General features: G+C 37.5%; 26 protein-coding genes, 1 rRNA gene and 1 pseudogene. 13 read left to right on the top strand and 15 right to left on the bottom strand.

Annotated features, from left to right (window positions below; all coding sequences use genetic code 11):
• Positions 1-30 precede the first annotated feature (30 nt).
• Positions 31-1,596 (bottom strand): 16S ribosomal RNA (locus tag Q1A47_RS08725).
• A 494-nt stretch (positions 1,597-2,090) separates the two neighbouring features.
• Positions 2,091-2,960: a nucleotidyltransferase-like protein gene (locus Q1A47_RS08720; protein WP_166530025.1), complete on the bottom strand. Its 870-nt coding sequence runs from the start codon at positions 2,958-2,960 to the stop codon at positions 2,091-2,093.
• A 156-nt stretch (positions 2,961-3,116) separates the two neighbouring features.
• Here Q1A47_RS08720 and Q1A47_RS08715 point away from each other — a divergent pair, with 156 nt between their 5' ends.
• Positions 3,117-3,509, top strand: a complete 393-nt coding sequence (locus Q1A47_RS08715) for a YgzB family protein (RefSeq protein ID WP_166530024.1) — start codon at positions 3,117-3,119, stop codon at positions 3,507-3,509.
• Positions 3,510-3,670: 161 nt separating this feature from the next.
• On the opposite strand, the gene perR is transcribed toward Q1A47_RS08715, so the two are convergent.
• The 6 genes and pseudogenes from perR to Q1A47_RS08685 form a co-directional block, all read right to left on the bottom strand.
• Entirely contained in the window at positions 3,671-4,114 is a 444-nt protein-coding gene (perR, locus tag Q1A47_RS08710; protein ID WP_026680514.1) for a peroxide-responsive transcriptional repressor PerR, read from the bottom strand.
• Positions 4,115-4,275: 161 nt separating this feature from the next.
• The gene (locus Q1A47_RS08705; RefSeq protein ID WP_026680513.1) at positions 4,276-4,827 is read right to left on the bottom strand and encodes a cob(I)yrinic acid a,c-diamide adenosyltransferase; all 552 of its coding nucleotides are present in this window, start codon (positions 4,825-4,827) and stop codon (positions 4,276-4,278) included.
• A 2-nt stretch (positions 4,828-4,829) separates the two neighbouring features.
• A pseudogene (locus tag Q1A47_RS08700) lies at positions 4,830-5,646 on the bottom strand (D-2-hydroxyacid dehydrogenase).
• Positions 5,647-5,854: 208 nt separating this feature from the next.
• On the bottom strand, positions 5,855-6,514 hold the full coding sequence (locus tag Q1A47_RS08695; protein ID WP_034678746.1) for a sugar transferase: 660 nt from the start codon (positions 6,512-6,514) through the stop codon (positions 5,855-5,857).
• A 265-nt stretch (positions 6,515-6,779) separates the two neighbouring features.
• Positions 6,780-7,250 (bottom strand): thioredoxin-dependent thiol peroxidase, encoded by a 471-nt coding sequence (gene bcp / locus Q1A47_RS08690; protein WP_166530023.1) that lies wholly within the window; start codon positions 7,248-7,250, stop codon positions 6,780-6,782.
• Positions 7,251-7,306: 56 nt separating this feature from the next.
• Positions 7,307-7,738, bottom strand: coding sequence for a potassium channel family protein (locus tag Q1A47_RS08685; RefSeq protein WP_026680510.1), 432 nt, complete (start codon positions 7,736-7,738; stop codon positions 7,307-7,309).
• A 197-nt stretch (positions 7,739-7,935) separates the two neighbouring features.
• Between Q1A47_RS08685 and Q1A47_RS08680 the strand changes: the two genes are divergently transcribed.
• From Q1A47_RS08680 to Q1A47_RS08655, 6 genes are all read left to right on the top strand, one after another.
• Entirely contained in the window at positions 7,936-8,637 is a 702-nt protein-coding gene (locus Q1A47_RS08680) for a response regulator transcription factor (RefSeq protein WP_121604741.1), read from the top strand.
• Complete coding sequence (locus tag Q1A47_RS08675) at positions 8,634-9,635, top strand: sensor histidine kinase (RefSeq protein ID WP_226983627.1); 1,002 nt, start codon at positions 8,634-8,636, stop codon at positions 9,633-9,635. The genes Q1A47_RS08680 and Q1A47_RS08675 overlap by 4 nt, the downstream gene beginning before the upstream one ends.
• Positions 9,636-9,764: 129 nt before the next feature.
• Positions 9,765-10,541, top strand: a complete 777-nt coding sequence (locus Q1A47_RS08670) for an ABC transporter ATP-binding protein (protein WP_026680507.1) — start codon at positions 9,765-9,767, stop codon at positions 10,539-10,541.
• Positions 10,516-12,432, top strand: coding sequence for an ABC transporter permease (locus Q1A47_RS08665; RefSeq protein WP_166530022.1), 1,917 nt, complete (start codon positions 10,516-10,518; stop codon positions 12,430-12,432). The genes Q1A47_RS08670 and Q1A47_RS08665 overlap by 26 nt, the downstream gene beginning before the upstream one ends.
• Before the next feature lie 19 nt (positions 12,433-12,451).
• The gene (locus Q1A47_RS08660; RefSeq protein ID WP_166530021.1) at positions 12,452-13,747 is read left to right on the top strand and encodes a glutamate-1-semialdehyde 2,1-aminomutase; all 1,296 of its coding nucleotides are present in this window, start codon (positions 12,452-12,454) and stop codon (positions 13,745-13,747) included.
• A 309-nt stretch (positions 13,748-14,056) separates the two neighbouring features.
• On the top strand, positions 14,057-14,299 hold the full coding sequence (locus Q1A47_RS08655; RefSeq protein WP_026680504.1) for a hypothetical protein: 243 nt from the start codon (positions 14,057-14,059) through the stop codon (positions 14,297-14,299).
• Between the two features lie 236 nt (positions 14,300-14,535).
• Here the strand turns inward: Q1A47_RS08655 and Q1A47_RS08650 are convergent, their stop codons facing one another.
• The 3 genes from Q1A47_RS08650 to Q1A47_RS08640 form a co-directional block, all read right to left on the bottom strand.
• Positions 14,536-16,293: an ABC transporter ATP-binding protein gene (locus Q1A47_RS08650; protein WP_166530020.1), complete on the bottom strand. Its 1,758-nt coding sequence runs from the start codon at positions 16,291-16,293 to the stop codon at positions 14,536-14,538.
• 100 nt (positions 16,294-16,393) lie between these two features.
• Complete coding sequence (locus Q1A47_RS08645; protein ID WP_026680502.1) at positions 16,394-16,921, bottom strand: DUF402 domain-containing protein; 528 nt, start codon at positions 16,919-16,921, stop codon at positions 16,394-16,396.
• Positions 16,922-17,086: 165 nt separating this feature from the next.
• Entirely contained in the window at positions 17,087-17,260 is a 174-nt protein-coding gene (locus Q1A47_RS08640; protein ID WP_026680501.1) for a gamma-type small acid-soluble spore protein, read from the bottom strand.
• Between the two features lie 159 nt (positions 17,261-17,419).
• On the opposite strand from Q1A47_RS08640, the gene Q1A47_RS08635 reads away from it, so the two are divergent.
• Positions 17,420-17,596: a hypothetical protein gene (locus Q1A47_RS08635; protein ID WP_162986376.1), complete on the top strand. Its 177-nt coding sequence runs from the start codon at positions 17,420-17,422 to the stop codon at positions 17,594-17,596.
• 405 nt (positions 17,597-18,001) lie between these two features.
• Here the strand turns inward: Q1A47_RS08635 and mutY are convergent, their stop codons facing one another.
• Complete coding sequence (gene mutY / locus Q1A47_RS08630) at positions 18,002-19,120, bottom strand: A/G-specific adenine glycosylase (RefSeq protein ID WP_051388283.1); 1,119 nt, start codon at positions 19,118-19,120, stop codon at positions 18,002-18,004.
• A 194-nt stretch (positions 19,121-19,314) separates the two neighbouring features.
• On the opposite strand from mutY, the gene Q1A47_RS08625 reads away from it, so the two are divergent.
• Entirely contained in the window at positions 19,315-20,301 is a 987-nt protein-coding gene (locus Q1A47_RS08625; protein WP_026680500.1) for a metal-dependent hydrolase, read from the top strand.
• A 197-nt stretch (positions 20,302-20,498) separates the two neighbouring features.
• Here the strand turns inward: Q1A47_RS08625 and Q1A47_RS08620 are convergent, their stop codons facing one another.
• Together Q1A47_RS08620 and recX are read right to left on the bottom strand one after the other, a co-directional pair.
• Positions 20,499-20,840 (bottom strand): YfhH family protein, encoded by a 342-nt coding sequence (locus Q1A47_RS08620; RefSeq protein WP_228089106.1) that lies wholly within the window; start codon positions 20,838-20,840, stop codon positions 20,499-20,501.
• Between the two features lie 83 nt (positions 20,841-20,923).
• Positions 20,924-21,748 (bottom strand): recombination regulator RecX, encoded by an 825-nt coding sequence (gene recX, locus Q1A47_RS08615; RefSeq protein WP_166530019.1) that lies wholly within the window; start codon positions 21,746-21,748, stop codon positions 20,924-20,926.
• Positions 21,749-21,942: 194 nt separating this feature from the next.
• Between recX and Q1A47_RS08610 the strand changes: the two genes are divergently transcribed.
• From Q1A47_RS08610 to Q1A47_RS20875, 3 genes are all read left to right on the top strand, one after another.
• The gene (locus tag Q1A47_RS08610) at positions 21,943-22,830 is read left to right on the top strand and encodes a TIGR01777 family oxidoreductase (RefSeq protein WP_166530018.1); all 888 of its coding nucleotides are present in this window, start codon (positions 21,943-21,945) and stop codon (positions 22,828-22,830) included.
• 287 nt (positions 22,831-23,117) lie between these two features.
• Complete coding sequence (locus Q1A47_RS08605; protein WP_166530017.1) at positions 23,118-23,675, top strand: GNAT family N-acetyltransferase; 558 nt, start codon at positions 23,118-23,120, stop codon at positions 23,673-23,675.
• Positions 23,676-23,733: 58 nt separating this feature from the next.
• A complete protein-coding gene (locus tag Q1A47_RS20875) occupies positions 23,734-23,865 on the top strand; it encodes a YfhE family protein (protein ID WP_121604736.1) in 132 nt (43 codons plus the stop codon).
• Positions 23,866-24,242: 377 nt separating this feature from the next.
• Here the strand turns inward: Q1A47_RS20875 and Q1A47_RS08600 are convergent, their stop codons facing one another.
• Complete coding sequence (locus tag Q1A47_RS08600) at positions 24,243-24,434, bottom strand: hypothetical protein (protein WP_205389671.1); 192 nt, start codon at positions 24,432-24,434, stop codon at positions 24,243-24,245.
• Between the two features lie 270 nt (positions 24,435-24,704).
• Between Q1A47_RS08600 and Q1A47_RS08595 the strand changes: the two genes are divergently transcribed.
• Positions 24,705-25,118, top strand: coding sequence for a helix-turn-helix domain-containing protein (locus Q1A47_RS08595; RefSeq protein ID WP_026680494.1), 414 nt, complete (start codon positions 24,705-24,707; stop codon positions 25,116-25,118).
• The last annotated feature ends 66 nt before the right edge of the window (positions 25,119-25,184 follow it).

The following is a 25,184-nucleotide window of genomic DNA, read 5'->3' as shown; positions in this document are numbered from 1 at the left end:
GAATGGTTCGCGTTCCGTAATTATCCTTAGAAAGGAGGTGATCCAGCCGCACCTTCCGATACGGCTACCTTGTTACGACTTCACCCCAATCATTGGTCCCACCTTCGGCGGCTGGCTCCAAAAGGTTACCTCACCGACTTCGGGTGTTACCAACTCTCGTGGTGTGACGGGCGGTGTGTACAAGGCCCGGGAACGTATTCACCGCGGCATGCTGATCCGCGATTACTAGCGATTCCGGCTTCATGCAGGCGAGTTGCAGCCTGCAATCCGAACTGAGAATGGTTTTATGGGATTTGCTTGACCTCGCGGCTTCGCTGCCCTTTGTTCCATCCATTGTAGCACGTGTGTAGCCCAGGTCATAAGGGGCATGATGATTTGACGTCATCCCCACCTTCCTCCGGTTTGTCACCGGCAGTCACCTTAGAGTGCCCAACTAAATGCTGGCAACTAAGATCAAGGGTTGCGCTCGTTGCGGGACTTAACCCAACATCTCACGACACGAGCTGACGACAACCATGCACCACCTGTCACTCTGTCCCCGAAGGGAACATCCTATCTCTAGGATTGGCAGAGGATGTCAAGACCTGGTAAGGTTCTTCGCGTTGCTTCGAATTAAACCACATGCTCCACCGCTTGTGCGGGCCCCCGTCAATTCTTTTGAGTTTCAGCCTTGCGGCCGTACTCCCCAGGCGGAGTGCTTAATGCGTTAACTTCAGCACTAAGGGGCGGAAACCCCCTAACACCTAGCACTCATCGTTTACGGCGTGGACTACCAGGGTATCTAATCCTGTTCGCTCCCCACGCTTTCGCACCTCAGCGTCAGTTACAGACCAGAGAGTCGCCTTCGCCACTGGTGTTCCTCCACATCTCTACGCATTTCACCGCTACACGTGGAATTCCACTCTCCTCTTCTGTACTCAAGTCCTCCAGTTTCCAATGGCCCTCCACGGTTAAGCCGTGGGCTTTCACATCAGACTTAAAGGACCGCCTGCGCGCGCTTTACGCCCAATAATTCCGGACAACGCTTGCCCCCTACGTATTACCGCGGCTGCTGGCACGTAGTTAGCCGGGGCTTTCTGGTCAGGTACCGTCAAGGTGCCGCCCTATTTGAACGGCACTTGTTCTTCCCTGACAACAGAGTTTTACGATCCGAAAACCTTCATCACTCACGCGGCGTTGCTCCGTCAGACTTTCGTCCATTGCGGAAGATTCCCTACTGCTGCCTCCCGTAGGAGTCTGGGCCGTGTCTCAGTCCCAGTGTGGCCGATCACCCTCTCAGGTCGGCTACGCATCGTCGCCTTGGTAAGCCGTTACCTTACCAACTAGCTAATGCGCCGCGGGCCCATCTGTAAGTGACAGCTAAAAGCCGCCTTTCAACTTCTCGTTATGCAACGAAAAGTATTATCCGGTATTAGCCCCGGTTTCCCGGGGTTATCCCAATCTTACAGGCAGGTTGCCCACGTGTTACTCACCCGTCCGCCGCTCGTTCCACAGGCGTCACCTCCGAAGAGGATCTGCCTGCTTCCCGCGCTCGACTTGCATGTATTAGGCACGCCGCCAGCGTTCGTCCTGAGCCAAGATCAAACTCTCCAAAAAAGTTTGTTCATAATTAACACCGTTAATTATGATGTCTTAGCTTGCTCCAGAAGTTTCCTTCTGGTTATTTTTAAGAAAAAACAGTTGCATGTTTTTCTCTTGACATACTGGTTGTTTTGTTCAGTTTTCAAAGAGCAAATTAGTTTGCTGCTTTTTGCGACAGCAACTCTTTTATTATACCAGTTTGATCAACTCAAGTCAATAACTTTTTTCACTTAACTTTTTTGCTGTTCAAATTGGCGACTTTATTAATATATCATGTTTGCTAGTTTTATGTCAACAAACAATTTATATTTTTTTGTTTTCTGTCGTTAAATCCAAACCGGATTTTTGCGACGGATTTAACTTTATCATGGTTATATTACAAAGTCAACGGTTATTTTACATTTTTTTAATAGCACCTTAATAAAAATATCAAAGGGGATGCAGTATTAACCGTTTGTATTCCTGCATCACCCATATAATCCTATGCATTCAAGCAGAAGGTGGTTCCACTAATCATGAATTTTATACTTACGATGGTAAACACCTGCTCCCTTTGTTTCTTCTCTTACCGTTAAAATAATGTCCTTCTCTACCAAGTAGGCAATTATAGCAGATAAATCCAACGAATACGGTGAGATCATTGGCAATGATTTCAGATCAGCATAAGACCAAGCATCTTCACTTGTTTCCATAATATCTAATAAATGCTTTACGGAAACCTTTACTCTACTGCTAATGACATAATCCATTGCTATCAGCATTAGCTGAATCCGCTTCTTCATATCTTCATTGCTTTCAATAAACTCTTCATATAGCTTATATACTTCAAGATCGATTTGCTTAACCTGACTCCAAACAGTAACCTCTGGATAATACCCTTTTTCAATAACTGCCAGTCGTGCTAAATAGTGTAAGGAGTATAGTATTTTGCTATTCGTATCCTTATATTCCTCCGATTCAAACAATTCTTTCGCTTCATTATAACTTTTCACTAATTTACCGAATTCAATGGCTTTTCTTAAATCACGCTTATTATCAGGAAAATCTCGTAATTGACTTTTCAGCTGAAGGATGTACTCATTACGATCAAAAATCACCTTTCCATAAATAATCCATTCTACAGCAGTTCGATAACCGCTCGTATCAATCCACTTCATTAATAAATCTTCTTTTACCATATGTAATGCACAGGTTTTATGATCAAATTCATAGTGCTTGACATACCAATCTTGTTGTGACTCCTTCACAATAATTAGTAATATAACGTCAAAGTTATCAGTAATTGGGCTATCTGGCTTTGTTTTCTCAAGAATTAATACGCCTAATGTATTAGAATCACTTGCATGTTTTTGATAAATGGGTCTCAGGAAATTTTCCATTGCGATTTCCTCCAATTTTTAATTTCTTTCATATATGTTTAGTTGATTCGCTTACTTATACTATATTTCGTTGTCGATATTTGAAATCCTTTCTTACAATCAAATTTTCTATTAAAATATGCTATACTACCTAGTGTATGAATAAGGAGGTTCGACATGGCTCAGATAGTCTATTCGAGTAAGATAAATAAAATTCGATCATTTGCCTTAATCCTAGTGTTTGTTGGTATTTTATTAATGTATGGTGGCATTTTGACCAAGCGAATAGAATGGTTAATGGTAACCTTCTTTATCCTCGGTGTTATTATGGTTATTTTAAGCTGCGTTGTCTATCTTTGGATTGGAACACTATCATTAAAAGCAGTTCCAATCGTATGTCCAAACTGTGAAAAACCTACAAAAATGCTTGGACGAGTAGATGCTTGTATGCATTGTAAACAGCCATTAACGTTGGATAAAGATCTAGAAGGTAAGGAATTCGATGAGAAATATAACACACGTCGTTATCGTAAAGAAATAAGGGCGAAGCAAAAAGAAAAGAATCAATAGCACATATTTCACCTTCTAAATAGAATAAAGTGTTTTTACTATCGACGTTAAATAAAAATTCGCCACGACTGGCGAATTTTTTTTAGCATAAATACCTATGACCTCTTTATAGAAAAAGCTCCAACCACCTTAAATAGGTATTTGGAGCAGATAACATTTAATTAGTGCTTTTTGGTAGCTGTCTCTTGGCATTCCTCGCATTTACCATACACTTCCATGCGATGATGACTGACTTTAAATCCAGTAACCTGTTCAGCTAATGACTCTACCTCATCCAATGGTGGGTAGTGAAAGTCAACAATTTTTCCACATGACTCACAGATGATATGATAGTGATCCGATGTGTTGCAATCAAATCTACTGGATGCATCACCGTAGGTTAGCTCGCGTACAAGACCAATTTCTCGTAAAACCCGGAGATTATTATAAACAGTGGCAACGCTCATATTTGGAAACTTACCTTCAAGTGCTTTATAAATATCATCAGCTGTTGGATGAACCATAGCATTGAGAAGATACTCAAGAACCGCATGTCGTTGTGGTGTAATCCGGACGCCTGACGCTTTTAATGTATTTATTGCTTCCTGTAATCGATTTTCAGACACCCTCATCCACCTCGCTTTCAATAGTTTCTATAAATGATAATTAATTATTAATTTATAATCTTTATAATTAGTTTACGCCTTCTTCATGTATTCTGTCAATATTAGTACATTATATTCCATCGTTTATATAACCTAATTCTCATTTGATAATAATTCCACTATTAGACATCTACTTCTAGTGGTCTCTCTTCTCCACCTAGTAATTGATTAATATAACGCGCTGCAACAAACAAAAAATCAGAAATACGATTTAAATAAGCTACGACAAGTGGATTTACATCCTTAATTCCTACTGCCAACCTTTCTGCACGGCGAGCTACTGTTCTCGCTGTATGCAATGCCGCCGACGCTCGATGACCAGATGGAAGGATAAAATTCTTTAACGGCTGCAAATGCGCATCCCAATCATCTATTTGATCTTCTAATTCCTTAATATGCTTTTGCTTCAATTCCCATGTTACTTCCTTACCGACAGGTGTAGCTAGTTCTGAACCTACATGGAACAATATGGTTTGGACACGGTACATCCTATCCAGCAACTGTTCTTTCCCTTTAAACGTTTCTTCTTGTAAAAAGCTTAGGGCCAGTCCAATCATTGAATTTGTTTCATCACAGGTCCCATAAGCCTCCACTCGCATGTCGTTTTTGACAACCCGCTTTCCATATAGTAATGATGTTTCGCCTTTATCTCCAGAACGTGTATAAATTCGCATCATTAGTATCCCCTCCTGACATCCACTTTATTGATAAAATCATACTCCCCACTTATATACGTATCAAGGTTTTGTAGAAAAATTTCTAGAGATCTCGTTACATATTGCTCTGACAACCCAGAGATATGCGGTGTTATCGTAATATTTTCCTCTTCCCAGAATGAGTGGTCTATTGGTAACGGTTCCGCTTTAAACACATCGAGGATAGCATGTGCTATGTACTCCTTTTGGATAGCTTCTAATAAAACTTCTTCAGCTACAACATCACCACGACCTGTTTAGAAACACAGCTTGTTCTGGTAATTGTTGAAAATGCTTGATCGTAAATAGTCTCTTTGTTTCTTTCGTACTCGGTAAAACAGATACAACAATATCTGCATAGGGTAATAATCGATATAATTCATCCGTTAGATAAATCGCATCAAAGTTCTCGAGTGCTTGCCCACTACGTGAGATACCAATGGTCTGTAATTGAAACGCTTTTGCAAGGCGAGCTACCTCTTGACCAATCGCACCTGTACCAAGAATGAGCATTGTCTTTCCCGAAAGTTCTACCATATTAACTCGTTGATCCCATCGATGATTGCTTTCATTCTCATATAGTTGCTTTGCCTGACGGTAAACCTGTAATAGCATTGAAAAAACGTACTCTGCCATTGGCGTTTTATGAATTCCACTTACATTTGTAAGTAGAATGTTTTTTCTTTCTATTGAAAGTAGTGGTAATTCGTCGACTCCTGCTGATAATACCATCAGCCACTTTAACCGAATTGCCCGACCGATATGACGATCATTGATATCATTTCCATACGTAACCACTATTTCGGCATCTGCAATATGTGTTTCTAATTCTTCCTTCCCCCCCAAAAACAAACGTCTGCTCGGGATATTTTTCTAATAGTCGATTCTGATGTTTTTCAGAAATGCTTGCCGTGAATAATATCATGATTGATTCTCTCCTATCTCCATTACTTAGTTCTATATTAATGGTTTTTCAGCCAATAGAACAGGAAGGTAGGATGAACGGTTAGACTACCTTTTTTATGGTTTTCCAAAGTATTTGTATGTCTGTCCGCCAAGTATGATATTTAATATAATTTAAATCCATTTCCAGTTGCTGTTTATACGTTAATTTTTTCTTATTCGCAAGCTGAACGACACCGGTTATACCTGGTCGAATTTTTAATCGTTGCTTTTGATATACATTATAAAATTCTGTTATTTCCTGAAGTTCTGATTGTGGTCCAACAAAGCTCATGTCACCAATGAATACATGAAACAACATTGGTAGCTTATCCAATTTATACTTTCTTAACCACAATCCGGTTGAGGTTATCGTTACGGTCGGATTAGGAATGAAGGTAAATTCATTTGGCACCCCTGACTGCCATGAAGGTGGAAATGGATATGGAGGAAAACCATGGATAACACGTGAAGGAGTCGTAGTTGTACGAAATGTATATAAAACAAATGGTTTATTATTTGCCCCAGATCGAAGCTCTTGATAGAAAACAGGCTTTCCTTCAGATTTTTTTATTTTCCTATAAATATAAAACATGACCGGCGCTAGTAAAAGTAGCAATATTGTACTACCAATAATATCGAATAAGCGTTTAATGATACGATATCCTCTACTCTGCACACTAGTTATTCTCCCAATTCTTGTCGATCTTCTTTGTATTTCCAACGTAACCACCTCAGATCTCTTTAATAGAGTTGATAGTACTATAATCTATTCAACCTGAATGTGAACTATGACAATATTTCAGAAAAGCCACGGTCGGTTTGCTAGTGATGCATTTATTAGATCCGTTCTCATCAATATACGGGATGGAAGATCAAACTGAAGTCTTTTAGCATAAGGTGTTAAAAAATGATGCAAGAAAAAAGCTTGTAGATGATGTACGTCTACAAGCTGTGTAGCCTTGAATAGCTACCTACTACCTCTTAATTTAGTTTAGTCGCTCACGAATATAGGTTAAAGCTTCTTCCACATGCCCTTTCACTTTAACTTTCCGGTATTCCTGTTGCAATGTTCCTTCCTTATCAATAATAAACGTTGACCGTTCAATGCCATAATACTCTTTGCCAAAATTCTTTTTCAGCTTCCATACTCCAAATTGTTCAGCCACTTGATGGTCTTCATCTGCTAAAAGTAAGAAAGGGAGATCATGTTTTTCCATAAATTTCTGATGCGATGTAGTTGGGTCAGGACTAATTCCAATAATTACAGCATCTAATTCTTTAAAGCTTTCATGAGCATCACGAAAATCACAAGCTTCCGTCGTACAGCCCGGTGTCATATCCTTTGGATAGAAATAGAGAACAACATGCTTGCCTTGGAAATCGGATAAGCTCACTTGATTCCCATCTTGGTCTGGTAATGTTAAATTAGCTACTTTTTCTCCTGCTTGTACTGTCATTTTATCCCTCCAAATAACTGTTTCTATCTTTACTATAGCATATTAGAGCATACGTTTCATTGATCTCTGCTTCGCTCCTGATTCTGGACAAGTCGCAGTACGAATGCAGTTGGAAGAATATAACCAACCAGCGCTTCGATTAAAGCAATGAACCGACCAATTCCAATTGGTGTTATATCCCCATAACCTATTGTTAGTATTGTTACTCCGCTAAAATATAAAGAATGTACCATCGATCCTAGCGCATTCACCTGTCTCAGTTCTCCATTTTCTACTAGAATAATGCCCTCCATCGATAACAAAAAATAAATAACTGCAAACCCAACAATCACGATGCAATATATAATAAGAAGTGCATAGAAAAGTTCTAAAGAAAATCCACTTTCACGCAGTCGCTTCTGAACCTTTCCTCCTCGAATAAAATCAATAAGGCTTCTTATTAATATTGTAATAACCCCTCCGATCACTAACCAAAGCACGATGACCATCCTATCCCCTCTACCTAGTGTTATTCTATATCTATGCAGTAGACGAAGTATGCTTGTCATTTATTTTATATTCTGGATAAGATAGGATAGAATGAATGCTATAGAAGTAAAACAATACGTGTATCATGTCCATCCTTACTTCTGGTTGGAACTAGATACTCATTTCCCTTTATTGAAGAAAAGGACGGTGGCAAGAGATGAAAAAAATATACCTCATTGAGGATGATCCTAAAATAGCCGGATTATTGAAGGATTACCTTGAAAAGTATGAATACAACGTGAGCATTGTAACAGAGTTCGAACATATTCTAGAAGAATTCATGGAAATTGAACCTCATTTAATTCTACTTGATATCAATCTACCCAGGTACGATGGATTTTATTGGTGCCGTAAAATTCGCAGTGTATCTAATTGTCCAATTATCTTTATTTCTGCGCGGGATTCTGGAATGGATCAAGTAATGGCAATTGAAAATGGTGGAGATGATTATATAACAAAGCCTTTTAATTTCGATGTTGTTCAAGCAAAAATAAAAGGTATTATGAGGCGAATTTATGGAGAATATGCTAGCAGTAAGCAAGCTGATTTACTAGAGGTTGCTGGTTTTAGTCTCTATTTAACAGCAATGGAAGCTATGTTCCAAGAACGAAAAGCGCTATTAACAAAAAATGAATTTATTTTATTAAAAGCGTTTATGGATAATATTAATCAAGTATTATCTCGAACTTACTTATTAGAAATGCTTTGGGATGATGAGCAGTTTGTTGATGATAATACTTTATCTGTTAATATTACACGTCTTCGTAAGAAACTAGAAGACATTGGAATAGAACAAAGCATACAAACAGTACGAGGCGCTGGTTATAAAATGATTAATACTTGGAGCGAGCAACAATGAAAGACTTTTTAAAAGATAGTATTCCATTTATCCTTTTTTTCTATCTACAGCTCTTTCTTGTAATAGCGATTATACAGCTTTTTTACGGTATTACTTCCGTGCCATTAAGTTGGGATATCATCTATTATTTACTTATTTTGCTTACATGTTGCCTTTTACTCTTTTTAGCTTATCGTTATTATCGACTACGCGATTATTATATGATCATTCACCGAGATGAGGGATATAGTAATTGGCTACCAGATCCACCAAATCGTTTACTGGAAAATCTTAAAAGACAGCATGATCTGCAGTCAAATCAATATGCCGAGGAAATTGAGCAGCTTAAATTGCAAAAACAAATGGAATTTCACTTTATTCAACAATGGGTACATCAAATGAAAACACCTGTATCTGTCATGCATTTAACCTTACAAAAAGAAAAATTACAGCTTCCTCATCATTTCTTACATAGTATGGAAGAGGAGTTAGAACGAATGCAGCAAGGCTTAGATTTAGCATTATATCAATCACGCTTGCAAAAATTCGATCGAGATTTCCATGTACAACAGGTTGCGATACGAAATGTTGTAAAAGAAGTGATTCAAGATTTCAAATCAAGCTTTATCCGTAATCAAGTATTTCCTGAACTGGCAATGGATGAGCATGAGAAGATTACGACAGATCCTAAATGGCTACGATTCGTTCTTAACCAAGCTGTTTCGAATGCCATTAAATACTCAAAGCCTGATTCAAAGTATATATACTTTTCCACTACGAAAAAGAAAAAGCTACTCTCCCTTGAGATAAAGGATACTGGTTATGGTATCCCGCGTGAAGATCTAACAAGGGTTTTTGACCCCTTCTTCACAGGGCGTAATGGAAGAAAATTTCGAGAATCTACTGGTATGGGGCTTTATCTTTCAAAAGAAATTTGCCAAGAACTCGGACATGATCTATTCATTTCGTCTGAGGAGGGTGCGGGAACAACTGTGACCATTCACTTTCATTTAAGCTAACCTTACAAGACTGTAAGGTTAATTTTTTCATTTGAAAGAAAGAACAATAGAGGAATGATGCAGTATTTTACTATACTATATAGAGCAGAGCAGCTACAGCACTAAAGCATCGCGAATAGGAGGTAAACCATGCAAGTACTTAAAGCAGATAACTTAACAAAAATATATGGAAGTAAACGCGGAAGATCCTACGAAGCCCTACATCATTTCCACTTAACTGTTAATAAAGGTGAATTTATTGGTATTATGGGACCATCAGGTAGTGGTAAAACAACGTTATTAAACCTCTTATCCACTATCGATGTGCCGAGTTCTGGAAAAATAATCATTAATGAAAAAAACTTAACTTCCTTCTCACAACAAAAACTTGCCAAATTCCGCAGAAAGGAAATGGGGTTTATCTTTCAAGACTATAATCTATTAGAGACGTTAACCATAGGAGAAAATATTCTTTTACCTTTGACGTTAAATAAAATGAAGGTAAAAGAAATGGAAAAACGATTAGTAACGGTATCGAAGCAGCTTGGAATTGATACGATCATTCATAAGCGAATTATGGAAGTATCTGGTGGCCAAATGCAGCGTGCAGCTATTGCCAGAGCGATCATTCATGATCCAACCATTATATTTGCAGATGAACCGACAGGAAATCTTGATTCAAAAGCTTCCCTACAAGTAATGGAATCACTTAGGCAGCTACAGCAAGAAAATCAAGCAACTACGGTAATGGTCACCCATGATCCTTTTGCCGCGAGTTTTTGTGGGCGGGTCATTTTTATTAAGGATGGAAGGTTATTTAATGAAATCCATCGTGGTGATAATCGTCAAAGCTTTTTTCAAGACATCTTAAATGTGCAGTCCTTACTAGGAGGCAATACGAATGACCTTCAGACAATTCGCTTTTAACAATGTGAAACGGAACACCCGTACATACCTTAGTTACTTCTTGAGTTGTATGTTTGCAGTGATTGTTTTTTTCATGTACGCTGTCGTTATTTTTCATCCAAAGATAGAAAAATATGACTTTAGAGATATTGTTAAAAGTGGAATAATCGTTTCAGAAGTATTTATATATCTATTTTCTTTCTTATTCGTTCTGTATTCTACTACCTCTTTTATTAAATCTCGAAAAAAAGAGTATGGGCTACTAACGACATTAGGAATTAGTAAATCACAATTAAACCGCTTGTTAATAACAGAAAACACCATTATTGGGCTTGCCTCTATCATTACTGGTATCATCATAGGAGCACTATTAACAAAGCTTTTTTTAATGATTTTTTCTGCTATTTTAGGGACGGGAGAAATTCTTCCCTTCTACTTGTCATGGAAAGCAATTGGTATAACCGTAGCACTATTCTTTATTATGTTTGAGCTAAATTCTATTGCGGTTGTCTGGTCCTTGCGTACAAAATCGATTATGGAAGTGTTTCGAGGTACTAAAACTCCGAAAGAAAAACCTCGATTTTCATGGATATTAAGCTTACTGGCACTCACGGCTATTGGGTATTCCTATTATCTGGCCTATACTTCCGATATGATTTCTATATTATATCGTATGTTCATTATACTGGCCCTGATCATTCCAGGTACTTATTTTTTGTTTACGCAGTTTATCATTGGCTTTACAACCGTTTTACGCCGGCGAAAAAAATATTTATATAAAGATTTAAATCTATTAATGATCTCTGATTTAACTTATAAACTTAAGGATCATGCACGCTTATTATTTATAGTAACTATTTTAAGCGCAGTAGCCTTTACTTCTTCAGGTGTGTTATTTGGATTATTTCAAAGTGTTGAAGAAGAATCAGAACGATTTGCACCACAGGATGTTACCTTAATTAGTGGTGGGGAGGAAAATCACGAAGCATTTGAAGCGAATGTTGCTGAAATAGAAAGCGCCTTCCAACAAAATTATGTTCCATTCGAAGCTTTGACAGTCTATCCAACCCGTTTGTATTCTATATCGACGATTGATAAATGGAACGATACTCCCTTTATAGTCTATAAGTATTCGGATTATAAGGCTATGCTTCAACTGAATGATAGGGAAGTGCCAAGCAAGCTTAAAGATAACGAGGGGCTTATTCTTATTCAGGATATTATAAGATCCTACACGATGGATTTTCCAGAGAAGCTTACGTTTAAGTCTGCTAATGAGCGAACAGAACTGTCGGTATCAACTATAGATTCTGATTTAAATTCAACTGTCTATAGCTCCTTTCAGCTTATCGTTTCCGATCATACGTTTGAGCAATTTATTCAACATGCTACTGCTGATGAAAAATTCTTTTATTATGTAATGGACATACCAAATTGGGTTCATCATGTAGATACCATTATGGATATTCTTCCTTATACAACCACAGACGAAATTTATCCAGATTCTCAAGCTGAAATCTACAGTTCGATGAAGGATAGTATGTCCTATCTATTCTTTTTTGGTATATTTATTAGTGTCCTTTTCTTTTTAGCAGCTGGATCGATTCTATATTTTCGGATGTATCAAGATATTGATAACGATTTAAGTCACTATCATTCGCTTTATCGCATTGGACTTACCAATAAAGAAATGAAAAAAATAGCGACAAGACAGCTAGGATTTCTATTCTTCCTGCCTTTTATTATTGCTGTCATTCATGCAGGATTTGCCTTTAAAGCATTGCAGAATATGCTTGTATCATCGGTCATGGTACCAAGTATCTATATCTTCCTGCTTTATTTCGTCATTCACTTTTTCAACTTTATTTTCATCCGAAATATTTATACGTCCAAGCTAAAAAAGGTCATGTAATATCAAAGGAGGCAATACCATGGAATTTACTAAATCAGAAGCGCTTCATAAAGAAGCACTCAAGCATATTGTTGGAGGAGTGAATTCACCATCTCGAGCTTATAAAGCAGTAGGTGGCGGTTCACCGGTATACATGGAACGTGGCCAAGGTGCTTATTTTTGGGACGTTGATGGTAATAAATATATTGATTATCTAGGAGCTTATGGTCCAATTATTACAGGACACGCACATCCCCATATTGCAAAAGCAATCGCACATGCAGCTACGACTGGTGTATTATATGGAACGCCTACTCGACTAGAAAATCAGTTTGCTAAAATGCTAAAAGAAGCGATTCCATCATTAGAAAAGGTTCGTTTTGTCAATTCTGGAACAGAAGCAGTGATGACTACCATACGTGTCGCTCGTGCTTATACGAATCGAACAAAGATCATTAAATTCGCCGGCTGTTATCATGGACATTTTGATGCAGTCCTTGTAGAAGCAGGTTCCGGACCAGCAACCTTAGGTACACCAGATTCAGCTGGAATACCTGAATCCGTAGCTCAAGATGTCATTACGGTTCCATTTAATGATATAGACGCCCTCAAACAAGCATTAGATAAGTGGGGAGAGCAAATTGCTGCCATATTAGTTGAACCGATTGTTGGTAATTTTGGGATTGTTGAACCAATGGAAGGTTTTTTACAAGCAGTTAATGACCTAACTCATGAAGCTGGTGCTCTTGTTATCTACGATGAAGTTATCACGGCTTTCCGATTTACATACGGTAGCTCTCAACAACTATATGGAATTGAACCAGATATGACCGCAATGGGTAAAATTATTGGTGGTGGACTTCCAATTGGTGCATACGGTGGACGAAAAGAAATTATGGAACAGGTTGCACCTCTCGGACCAGCATATCAAGCAGGAACCATGGCAGGAAATCCTGCATCTATGGCCTCAGGTATTGCTTGTCTGGAAGTCCTGCAAAAAGATGGGGTCTATGAAAAATTAGATACCCTAGGTACACAACTTGAAGCAGGTATTCTTGAAAAAGCCCGTGACCATGGGATCTCTATCTCTGTTAATCGCCTATGCGGTGCATTAACGGTTTATTTCGGAGATGGCCAAATCATTAATTACGCTCAAGCAGAAGCGAGTGATGGTAAAGCTTTTGCAGCGTTCTTCCGACTGATGCTGGAACAAGGAATTAATCTTGCACCATCTAAGTATGAAGCATGGTTCTTAACTACCGAGCATACGGAAAAGGACATTGCTGAAACGATTGAAGCAGTAGGAAATGCATTTAAACAAATGGCAGATAAATAAGATGGAGAAGCTGTTCCATAAGTCTAAAACTTGTGGAACAGTTTTTTTATGTATTCCTCCTCCAACATTAATTATCAAGCTACGTAGACAGTATGAATTTTAAGAAGCGAATACTCCTCTAAGCAACTTCTGAAGATCCCGCTGTTAGCGTTCTTTGCTACCAAGGATGCTGAAGCGTTGTCCACGGAAGGAGACGGCTCACCACTATAATTTTCTTTTCCTCACAAAACATATCTCTAATGATCAGTTGATGCATACTTTTCCTGCTTTGCCACAAACTAAGCATACGTCAATTTTTTGGAGGGTATTATGAATAAACCATATCGCTGTCCAAACTGCAAAACTAACAAAACTCGTTTTAATAAAATTGAACAAGTTGCTCAGCCGATAAAAATTGATGCAACTACAGGTGAGACGATTAATAATTATCAAGATGGTAATGTAGAAGTTTTTCATACTATATACCAAGGCCCTAAGTACAGAGTACAGTGTGCTTCCTGTGGATTAATTGAAGATGAAAAAACTTTCATTCAATTCGCTCAATTAGATTAAGAACAAAAGAACAAGCGACCAATTTGAAACGGAACGAGTCAACGGAGATAAAGGAATCAAGGTGAGCTTGCAAGTGGATGATGACTTAGTGTAGAGCGATTCGTGAAAACGCCTAGTTTCTGAGCGCTGTAGCTAGACAGGGCTCAACACGTCCATATTTAACTATTGGGCAAATTTTTTAATATCCTAGACTATGAAAAAAGATGCACATGCAAAATTTCTCATGTGCATCTGTTCTATAATGTCCCATCATCTAGATGCTGCACTTGGTATAGGTCATAATAATGTCCCTTCATTTTCATTAATTCATCATGCGAGCCAACTTCCTTGATCTCCCCATCTTCAATAAGAACAATTCGATCAGCATGCGTTATCGTAGCTAACCTGTGCGCAACAATAAATGTTGTTCGATTAGATGCGAGATGCTCCATCGCTTCTTGAATCGTATGCTCACTTTCCAAGTCAAGTGCCGATGTCGCTTCATCAAAAATTAGTAACGGCGGATTCTTTAAAAACACACGAGCAATTGCAATACGTTGCTTTTGTCCACCCGATAATTTCACACCACGTTCTCCTACTAAAGTATCGTATCCATTTGGCAGACTTTGAATAAATTCATGAGCATTCGCGGCCTTTGCTGCTTCGATAACCTCATTATCAGAAGCAGTCGGCTTTCCCATCCTTATATTCATGGCAATAGATTCACTAAATAACGTATTATCCTGTAAAACCATTCCAATCTTATCTCGAAGCGATCGGACTTTCATATCTCTAACATCTATACCATCTACTTTTATGGCACCAGCTGTTACATCATAAAAGCGTGGTATTAAACTGACAAGTGTTGATTTACCCCCACCACTCATACCAACAAAAGCAATTGTTTCGCCTTGTTGAACATGTAAGCTAATACTTTTTAATACTTCATTTTCTTCATCATCATACTGAAAGGATACATTCTCAATCATTACATCCCCTGCTACATGTTCTACTTCAATAGCATCCTTTTTATCAACAATATCGTATTTTTCATTCATTAGTTCAAAAACTCTATCGATGGACGCAATGGATTGAACGAGTGTCGTAGATGAGTTAATGAGTCGTCGTAGCGGACTATAAACTCGCTCCATATAGCCAACAAATGCCACCATGGTCCCCATCGTTAAATTCCCATGAATTACTTGATACCCTGCATAAGCGATTACCAATAATGGTGCTAAATCGGTAATGGTATTCGTTACTGCAAATGTCTTTGCATTCCAATTTGTATGATCAAGTGCCTTGTTCAAAAAGTTACGGTTTCTAAACTCAAACTGCTCTTGTTCGTAATCCTCTAAAGCGAAGCTTCTTGTGACTGGCATTCCTTGTACCCTTTCATGTAAATGCCCCTGTACCTCCGCAAGAGCTTGGGATCGGTCACGAGTTAGCTGGCGTAGTCGTGCATAAAAATATTTTATGGAAAAACCAAAGAATGGGAATAAAATAATTGAAACAATCGTTAACCCAATATCCATTGTTAGCATAATCCCAATCGCAATCAGAATGGTTATAAGATCTAACCAGATATTCATTAAACCTGTTATGACAAAAGTCTTTGTCTGTTCGACATCATGTATTACCCGGGAAATAATTTCTCCGGTTTTTGTCTTTGAATAGAACTTTAGACTTAACTTTTGTATATGATCAAAAAGCCGATCGCGAATATCAAATAGAATGGTGTTGCCTACCCATTGCGCTAGATACTGTCGAATATATTCAATGGGTGGACGCAGAATAACGAAAATCGTAAAGGCTATTCCCATTATCCAAATTAACTGAGACGTCTTTTCAGCTTGATTCAAACCGTCATTACCAATAATATTGTCGATAACATATTTTAATATAAGCGGCATCAGTAAAGGTATACCAAATTTCACAATTCCCACAAGTACTGTCCAAATAATCTTCCATTTATATGGTTTTACAAACTTCATGTACTGTTTTATCGAACTCATGTCTAGAAACTTCCTTATCATTAGTATTCTCATTTCTATACGCATAACATCATAGCTACAAACAAAAGCCTTGCTACAAGCTTTGTAACAAGGTTTCTTATTAACGGTACGTTAAATATCTTTCATACCATTCATCGACAAATCCAGGAAGAAACGGTCCCTTTTTTTGTCTAACCCAGCGTAATAAATATTCCAATTGTTGGTGCAATATACGATCAAGCACCCTCGGATAGTTCATTTGCTTTCGATGTTCTTCATATTCATCTTCATCTAATAAATCGAATGTCATATCGGGATAAACTTTCACATCTAAATCATAATCGATATATTTAATCGCATTTTCCTCAAAGATGAAGGGGGAACTAATATTGCAATAAAAATAAATGCCATCCGTTCGAAGCATACCGATAATATTAAACCAATATTTGGAATGGAAATAACAGATTGCCGGTTCCCTAGTAATCCACTTTCTTCCATCACTTTCTTTTACTTCTGTTTTATCATTTGCTCCGATGACAATTGTTTCCGTTCCTTTTAAAACTAGACTATTTTCCCATACACGATGAAGTTGTCCATTGTGTTTATAGCTTTGTATCTGAATTTTTGTTCCCGATTTCGGAGCAACCATTCAATCTCCCTTTCTTCTTGTCATCCGTTACTGACCATGCATTTATTATAATGGGAATAAGTCCAAATATAAAGTATTACGAACCATACACAAGAACATAAAATGCTCAAAAGATAAAAGAGCCCCCTTAAAGAAAGGGAGCTCTTAATAATTGGGGGGACGCAGTTACTTTTTGTTTTGCTGAGATTTTTGATTTTGCTGTTTAACTTCCTGAGCATTGGTTTGTTCAGCACCAAATTCAGTACCATACTGACCTTGCCCTTGAGCGGCTTGTTGGTTTTGTTGCTTAACCTTTTGAACGTTTGTACCTGCAGTAGTTTTGTTCGGTTTTTTAGCCATCAATATCACCTCCGCAATAATTAATTTGTCCACTAACACGTTTCTTTATCCAAATTTAATTTAGTAAAAAAAGCATGGTGTGGATGTTTTTACCAATATTGAATAGATACGAAACAAATACATATATTAAGGATAAGTATTGCTTTGGAGGCTGAAATAATGACCACATCGAAGAGAGACTTTACAGAGCTATCTATGATGAGTAAGACAAAGTGGAATGAGGAAGAATTAGTATACTTTCAGCATGCATTATCTCAGCTGCTACCATATATTAACCCTGAGGGCCTAACCATTCTGCATGAAATTAATAAAGAAATGCATAACCGACAAGAATAAAAAAAGCACAAGCGCCCGTATTAATCGTAGCGACTGGAGCGAGTCAATGGAGATATAGGAATCACGGCGAGTTTGCGAGCCGCTGATGACTTAGCGTAGGGGCGTGAAGTCGCCGAGTTTCTGGGCGCTGGAGCTGGACGCGGATCAACACGCCCATATTTTTCCACATGGGCTATTTTTATAATTTCCTACACTATAAAAGAAGGCGAGGCTAGGACAAAACACAACTTCTTACTCAAAATACAAATAATCATGTTATCAATAGGAGTAACATCGCTGCACCGTGAAACTATACTCGCCTTCCGCGGGCACGCCGGAGTCTCGCTTATTTCAGGTGCTAAATGAATGATTTTGATCAAACAACGAACGATAATTAATTTCAACTAATCATCGTTCGTTGTTTCTTCATTCTTTTGTCTCAGCCTCGCCAAGATTATGTGATATTTGATTAGCACCGATATACGTCATCATTTTCTGATGGGAAACTGGAAATGGATAATTGACTAACTCACACATATCCACTGCCTTTAATCTGTGGTCATCCATAACACTTATATTCGTTGTTGCCGTATAAATATCAAGTTGCCAAATAATATGTGAAAAAACATGCTTTAACTTCCCTTTCTTTTCCTGCAATTGAAGGGTAATACCGTACTCATTATAGAACCATCTTTCCAAATGTTCCCATCCTATTTCTTTTATTGGTACCATTGGAAATTGCCAAAGATTAGCTAATAATCCTTGATCAGAGCGTTTTTCAATGATAAACGTATCTGTTTCTTCATTTTTTATTAGGAGCACAACATATGGTATTGTTTTTTGTTTCTTTGCTTTCTTTTTAATTGGTAATTCTTCTTGCCTACCCTCAGCAAATGCCTGGCAATGCTCTTGAACTGGGCATAATAGACATGCCGGTGATTTTGGAGTACATATCAAGGCCCCAAGCTCCATAATTGCCTGATTAAAGGAGGATGGGTCTGATTCATCAATCATTTCTCGCACATAAGACTCAAATAATTTTTTTGTACGCTGCTGTGCAATATCATCCTCGATCAATAATAACCGTGAGAAAACCCGCATTACATTGCCATCAACCGCAGGTTCTGGTTGATCAAAGGCAATCGATAGGATAGCGCCTTTGGTATACGGGCCCACGCCTTTTAAGGCTCCTAAATCCTCTGGATTAGCCGGCACATTTCCATCATATGAAGCTACAACTTCCTTAACAGCGTTTTGTAAATTCCTTGCGCGGGAATAGTATCCTAACCCTTCCCAAGCTTTTAGAACATCCTGCTGATCAGCAGCTGCAAGTGCTTGGACAGTTGGAAACTTTTCAATAAATCGATAAAAATAAGGAATAACTGTATCTACCTTTGTTTGCTGTAGCATAATTTCTGAAACCCAAATTTTATATGGATCCTTATCTTTTCGCCAGGGAAGATCACGCTTATTGTTCTGATACCAATGTATTAGATCATTCTGGAATCCTGAAATGTCAATAGATTGTAGTTTTTTATCTCTCATAAAATCACATCCTGTATGGTACAATAAATAATATGAAATCTACGAATTCCATCGATTTACGAGGTCAACATCAGACAAAAATCGCAAAATCCGTAATTGTTTAATTGATGATACATCATAACGATAGCCCTTTACCGAAAACTTACAAATTAAAACTAGAAAACAGTATAGGCAACCTAAGGAGGGCCTGATCTATGGATACTGGTACCCATATTGTAATGGGTGTTGCACTAGGAGGATTAGCTACATTAGATCCAGTAGTTCACAATGATCCTATTTTATTTAATGCAGTACTTGTTGGAACCATCGCCGGTTCTCATGCCCCTGATTTTGATACTGTATTAAAATTAAAAGATAATGCGACATATATTCGACACCATCGAGGAGTTACTCACTCCATTCCCGCTGTAATTATTTGGGGAATATTAATTGCAAATATTATTCATCTGTTTGTTCCACAAGTGAATTTCTTCCACTTGTGGTTATGGACAGCTTTAGCTGTGGTTATTCATGTATTTGTTGATATATTTAATGCTTATGGTACACAGGCTTATCGCCCTTTCACAAGTAAATGGATAGCACATGGGTTCATTAATACCTTTGATCCCTATATCTTCTTCTTGCACATAGCTGGAATAGCCGCTTGGGCATTAGGTGCTCATCCAGGCTATACATGGATTACCATCTATGCGGTTATCTTTCTCTATTATATTAAACGATATATTGACAAAAGAAGCATCGTTAAGAGGATCAAAGCACACTACCCTGATGTTGAGCAAATTGCGACATCACCTACCATTAAACAAAACTATTGGCGGGTGGCAATAACAACAGATCAAAAGTTTTATGTTGGTAGCGTTGAAAATAATCATATTGAAATTGTTGATGAATTCAATAAAGTACCATTACCAGATACAAAAATAATGGAAATTGCTTTAGAAGATAAAAATATCTCTGCCTTTTTATCTTTTTCGCCGGTATATCGTTGGGAAATAAACGACTATGATGACTTCACAGAAGTCCGATTTATCGATTTACGCTACCGCTCAAAAGGACATTATCCCTTTATTGCAGTCGTACAGATTGACGAAAATATGGAAATAATTAGTTCCTATACGGGCTGGATCTTTTCAGAAAAAAAACTGCAAAACAAATTATATGTGGAAGAAAGTCCGATTTAAAAGGAGCTGCGCCTGGTCAGCTCCTTACCTTTAAACCTAAAATATTTACTACGATGCGCGAACGTTTTATCTGCCTGATGAGCCGAATTGCTCTTTTAGCGGATTCCGATTTCCAGTGCCCACAGTAATCATTCATTTTAGTTTGGGCATTTTTGTATTACATATATTTTATTTTATGAAGACCCGTGAAACACTGTTTATTTGTTTACGCTATTACCCAATAGAGAAATTGGGATAGCCTCTTCCTTTTCATAAAGTTCTCCAATAAGATTGATTCGATTGCCCCAGGCAAACACACCATTCATGTAATTGATTTTAAACGTAAAGCCCGGATCATTTTTTAATTCATACGTCTCTTGCTCATTAAAATCCTCAGGATTCAGTGTATACGCGAGCGCCACCTGCATTTTTCGTTCGTTTACAGCTACTTCTGAAATATTACCTAACTGCTCAGCTCTTTGGGCTTTTTCTTTCAATTTCCCTATTTCTTGTCTTAATTGCTCCAGTGAGTAATCACTATATCGATAATTGTTTGCCAATGTAATCATCCTTTTTTCAACGTTCCTTTATCATTCTACCAATTACCGAGTAGAAATGGAAACATACTGCTAAAGAAAATGCTTTAGAAATGATCTGATTCTTTATCATATTCATCAACAAACTGATGAATTAACTCAAAAGTAAATCCTTTTCTATATAAGCCTTCTTTTATCTTTTGCTTCAATTCATATCCTGTTAGCTTCTGCGAATGCTTTTTTAAAAGTTTTTCTCCCTGATAAATAATCGCGGTCCATTCTTCCGACACATCTTTTCCATCTCTACTTTCATCTAATACAGTCTGGATAATATCTTGTGAAAATCCTTTTTGCTGCAAGGTACCTTGTACGTTTTGCAGCTGCTTGCGGAAGGAATCCTTTCTCTTCTGTTGAAGTTTCTTTTGTACTAATTTAATAACCTTTTTGTATTGTGCTTCGTAGGTATATAACTGAATTGCTTCTTCAGCAAGTTTTGGAGCTACTCCCTTCTCCATCAGTTCTTTCTTTATAATCATTGGTCCTTTGGATGATGTATTCATCCTTGTCCGAACAAACATCTCGGCAAACTGCCGGTCATCAATAAGATTTTCATTAGATAACCGATCTAAGATCATCGAGATATGTTCTGGTTCAACTTCTTTTTGAAGCAAGTAATCATGAATTTCCTTTCTCGAACGCATTCGATAGCTTAGGAAATTAATTGCAAGAAGATATGATTTATAAACGATATCCTTTTTAAGGAGCTCGGTTATTGTAGCTTCATCCAGTTCCATCCCCTTCCGAAGCTGAAATTCGATAAGAATCGTTTCATCGATGCCAAAGCCAAAAGACTCTTTTTCTCCCTCACTTACATAAACATTATAACGTTGAGAATTTTTCTTTTGTGTCGTAATTCGGGTAATTTTTCTCATCATCACGCACCCCTTTTTTCCATCATACCAAATCATTAACCAGCATGCCTGTTGTTTTATCCGTCCATTACTCATTCTTCACAGACAAATATCTGCTTTTTTCTGTTAGGAGCGGTCGATCGAATAAATGAACTGTAAAAAATAGGATATTCGCATATAATAGAGATAACTAATTTGGAAGAAGGTGAAGCAAAATGAATATTCTAATTACTGGCGGTACTGGCTTTGTTGGAAAGGAACTAATGAGACATCTTCATGCTCATCAACACCATACGTACGTATTAACTAGATCACCTGAGAAGTATGTGAATACAGCTGATGCAACATTCATTGGTTATCATTACCCACCAGAGGAGTTGCCTTCTATTCAAGCAGTTGTTAATCTAGCTGGTGAATCTCTATTTGGATACTGGACGGAAACGAAAAAAAATAAAATATTGGATAGTAGAATACATACGACCGAGAGGTTAATCACGTTTATTAAAAAACTATCGACGCTTCCTGATGTTTTTATCAGTGGTTCAGCAGTCGGTTACTATGGTATTTCAGACGACCTTATGTTCTCAGAAAAAACAACACAAGCAGGGGATGACTTCCTAGCAAAAGTAGTTGTGAAATGGGAAAAAACTGCGAAGCAAGCAGAAGAATTAGGTATACGTACGATCTATACTCGATTCGGCGTTATCCTAGGAAAAGAAGGGGCACTTCCTCTTATGAGTTTACCTGTAAAGCTTTTTGCTGGGGGTAAAATAGGAACTGGTGAGCAATGGCTATCCTGGATTCATATTGAAGATGTGGTTCGTATTATTGATTACTGTATTCATAACGAAGCAATAGCAGGTCCTGTAAATGTAACAGCACCTCATCCAAAGCAAAATAAAGTGTTCATGAAGACATTAGCAAAGGCATTAGCACGCCCATATTGGTTACCCGTCCCTTCATCCATTATGTATGTAGCAACTGGTGAAATGTCCCAACTTATTACTAAAGGACAGTACGTTATTTCGAATAAATTAGAAGAGCATCGATATCATTATTCCTTTCCATATTTAACAGAAGCATTACGTCATATTTATCGTTAATAGTATGTCGATTTTTGCTCTCAAAAAACAATTCCATTTTAATCAAATCCAGTGTAAAATAATAGTACGTACAAAGTTTAAATTGAAAGAGTTGACGATAGCAAGACAATCATACTAGTTAAATAGGGAAGGCAAATGGTGCGCCACCGGCAATGCCGGTTCTAGTGGGTTCGATTCCCACCCCGAATTTTTGTTGAAAGCTAACTAAAAATTCGCGGGTGGGCAAACTTACTGGATTTCCATTTGGTTATTCATTATACCCACCTGAAAATAGGAGGGTATTTTTTATGCTTAAAGCACGAGATCTACATGAGGTGCCTGTATTATTTGAGTTATTAGTAAATCCAGCTGTTTTTCCCTATGTTCGGCACAAAGCAAATACCACTGATGAATACTATTTTATTACGAAACAAACAATGGAAGCAGAAGAAAGAGGAGAATTAATCTCACGGACTATTTTAGACGAGTATGGCAATCCAATTGGAACTATTAATTTATTTGATATCCAGGAAAACTATGGGTTTCTAGCTACTTGGATCGGGAAGCCTTATTTTGGTAAAGGCTATAATAAACAAGCAAAGGAACAATTTTTCAATGATATTTTCTCTAGCTCACCGATTGAGGGTGTATTCATGAAAGTCCGCAAATCAAATATACGTTCCTTAAAGGCTGTGTCAAAATTACCTTATGTTACATTGGCTAACGATACGTATCAGGAAGTCTTTCATATGATAAATCTTGAAGCTGTAGTCTATGATTTATTCGTGGTAACGAAGCAACAATATTTATCGTATCAGCAGTTTGCTACAAACCCTCAGGAAGCCACTGAAGAAGAAGTCGGTTGATTTCTGTGTATAAATATATGTTACTTGTCCATACTAAAAAGAAAAGGACGGATTTGCCATGAAAAAACAGATTAGTGCATCTACGAGAGCAAAATTTTTGTCTAAAACGCAAGAGGTTTTATACCAAAAGGAATTCAAGCATGCGGATCAAATATATGATCAGCTCTCTAAGAGAGGAAACCGAAGCTAAAAGGTTTCAACAGGCTGTCGAGCCTAGGAACTCGACAGCTTTATTTAATTACTCGTAGTGTTATATATCCGTTAGAACAGATTCGATAAACCGTCTTTCTAATGAAGGTAAGCGAATTTCCCGTATGAGAAAAGAGAAAGTAGAACGTGAACTGCACGGGCAGCGTTATTGTCGTTTGTGCAGCAAAGATGATGTGCGTAAACAAGCATTACTCGTTTCAGCCAGCTAGAACATGAATAAGAGTATTTTCGGTGAAGGGCTCGCTTTCCCCACGAAAAACGAGTGCTACTCGTTCGTCCGCGCACACAAAAAAAGTTTGTAGAATTTCTACAAGCTTTTTTTGCTATGTATCACACGTTCTATGCCATAAGTCCTATTCAATAATAAAGCTGCGGATGTAACTCCTTCTCTTCCACGAAAGATAACCAGGTTATAATCATTTGTTCAGCCTGAATCCTTGCTTCAGATTTTTCCTTCGCAAACCCATAGCCAACAATAATGTTTGTTGTCTCAAATGCTATTGCCGCCTGCCATATTTCCATTTTTTCTGCATTATAGACAAATACCATAACAGTATTATTACCCCTAACTTCAATTTCAAAATCATGATCCTTAAATATAAAACGTAGTATTTTACATTTAGTCAGACTCGTGATGGTTAAATGGTGCAGTATCATGCAACTAATCATTAACTATCCCTCCATTGATCTATATGAGAACATTTTACTATATGTGTATTTTAAGAACAAGAATGGAGCATTATAAGTTTTATAAACATGATAGGATGAGAGATACTAAAGCTTCATTTTTTCTAAATTTAACCAATCGAGTGTGGTAGCATGCGTGAACAAATTGCACATAATATTAAATTTCTTCGTGAACAGAATAATTGGACGCAAAAGGAGCTCGCTGAAAAGCTTTTAATCTCTCGCTCTGTTATTGCTAAATGGGAAAATAATTCGGTAACACCAGATATCATGTCTTTACTAAAACTTTCCGAAATATTTCAAGTATCACTAGATCATTTAGTTGGAAATTACTCCTTTCGTGATGATTTACTTAAGGAATTTAAACGGATTTACAGTTCATCTCCTAACTCATTTGATGAGGAAGCAGTTGAAATCGTTGAATACATCATGACGAATCCTGAATTTAAAAAGGAAATTTTTGAATTGAAACAATTATCTATTAAGAAGCAACATTCTATTCATAAACTGATAGCTGAACTTATTCAACAATATAAAAACATATGATAAAAGAGAACGAAATTACTTCGTTCTCTTTTCTATTCCACAATCAGCTATATCTACTTCTATCCA

The sequence above is a fragment of the uncultured Virgibacillus sp. genome, from assembly GCF_947495635.1.
In the GTDB taxonomy this organism is placed as follows: domain Bacteria; phylum Bacillota; class Bacilli; order Bacillales; family Amphibacillaceae; genus Virgibacillus; species Virgibacillus salarius.
The sequence above is the reverse complement of the archived record's forward strand: the minus strand, read 5'-3'. Positions and strand labels throughout refer to the sequence as shown.

Excerpts from the sequence above, each read along its gene's own strand:
- Q1A47_RS08680 (WP_121604741.1), top strand. The coding sequence starts at position 7,936 with ATGAAAAAAATATACCTCATTGAGGATGATCCTAAAATAGCCGGATTA.
- Q1A47_RS08600 (WP_205389671.1), bottom strand. The coding sequence starts at position 24,434 with ATGGTATTTGTCTATAATGCAGAAAAAATGGAAATATGGCAGGCGGCA.
- Q1A47_RS08705 (WP_026680513.1), bottom strand. The coding sequence starts at position 4,827 with ATGCGAATTTATACACGTTCTGGAGATAAAGGCGAAACATCATTACTA.
- Q1A47_RS08640 (WP_026680501.1), bottom strand. The coding sequence starts at position 17,260 with ATGGCTAAAAAACCGAACAAAACTACTGCAGGTACAAACGTTCAAAAG.
- Q1A47_RS08685 (WP_026680510.1), bottom strand. The coding sequence starts at position 7,738 with ATGGTCATCGTGCTTTGGTTAGTGATCGGAGGGGTTATTACAATATTA.
- Q1A47_RS08650 (WP_166530020.1), bottom strand. The coding sequence starts at position 16,293 with ATGAGTTCGATAAAACAGTACATGAAGTTTGTAAAACCATATAAATGG.
- Q1A47_RS20875 (WP_121604736.1), top strand. The coding sequence starts at position 23,734 with ATGAAAAAACAGATTAGTGCATCTACGAGAGCAAAATTTTTGTCTAAA.
- Q1A47_RS08720 (WP_166530025.1), bottom strand. The coding sequence starts at position 2,960 with ATGGAAAATTTCCTGAGACCCATTTATCAAAAACATGCAAGTGATTCT.
- Q1A47_RS08605 (WP_166530017.1), top strand. The coding sequence starts at position 23,118 with ATGCTTAAAGCACGAGATCTACATGAGGTGCCTGTATTATTTGAGTTA.
- Q1A47_RS08655 (WP_026680504.1), top strand. The coding sequence starts at position 14,057 with ATGAATAAACCATATCGCTGTCCAAACTGCAAAACTAACAAAACTCGT.
- bcp (WP_166530023.1), bottom strand. The coding sequence starts at position 7,250 with ATGACAGTACAAGCAGGAGAAAAAGTAGCTAATTTAACATTACCAGAC.
- Q1A47_RS08595 (WP_026680494.1), top strand. The coding sequence starts at position 24,705 with ATGCGTGAACAAATTGCACATAATATTAAATTTCTTCGTGAACAGAAT.
- Q1A47_RS08635 (WP_162986376.1), top strand. The coding sequence starts at position 17,420 with ATGACCACATCGAAGAGAGACTTTACAGAGCTATCTATGATGAGTAAG.
- Q1A47_RS08675 (WP_226983627.1), top strand. The coding sequence starts at position 8,634 with ATGAAAGACTTTTTAAAAGATAGTATTCCATTTATCCTTTTTTTCTAT.
- Q1A47_RS08665 (WP_166530022.1), top strand. The coding sequence starts at position 10,516 with ATGACCTTCAGACAATTCGCTTTTAACAATGTGAAACGGAACACCCGT.
- mutY (WP_051388283.1), bottom strand. The coding sequence starts at position 19,120 with ATGAGAGATAAAAAACTACAATCTATTGACATTTCAGGATTCCAGAAT.
- Q1A47_RS08715 (WP_166530024.1), top strand. The coding sequence starts at position 3,117 with ATGGCTCAGATAGTCTATTCGAGTAAGATAAATAAAATTCGATCATTT.
- Q1A47_RS08625 (WP_026680500.1), top strand. The coding sequence starts at position 19,315 with ATGGATACTGGTACCCATATTGTAATGGGTGTTGCACTAGGAGGATTA.
- Q1A47_RS08670 (WP_026680507.1), top strand. The coding sequence starts at position 9,765 with ATGCAAGTACTTAAAGCAGATAACTTAACAAAAATATATGGAAGTAAA.
- recX (WP_166530019.1), bottom strand. The coding sequence starts at position 21,748 with ATGAGAAAAATTACCCGAATTACGACACAAAAGAAAAATTCTCAACGT.
- Q1A47_RS08660 (WP_166530021.1), top strand. The coding sequence starts at position 12,452 with ATGGAATTTACTAAATCAGAAGCGCTTCATAAAGAAGCACTCAAGCAT.
- Q1A47_RS08645 (WP_026680502.1), bottom strand. The coding sequence starts at position 16,921 with ATGGTTGCTCCGAAATCGGGAACAAAAATTCAGATACAAAGCTATAAA.
- Q1A47_RS08610 (WP_166530018.1), top strand. The coding sequence starts at position 21,943 with ATGAATATTCTAATTACTGGCGGTACTGGCTTTGTTGGAAAGGAACTA.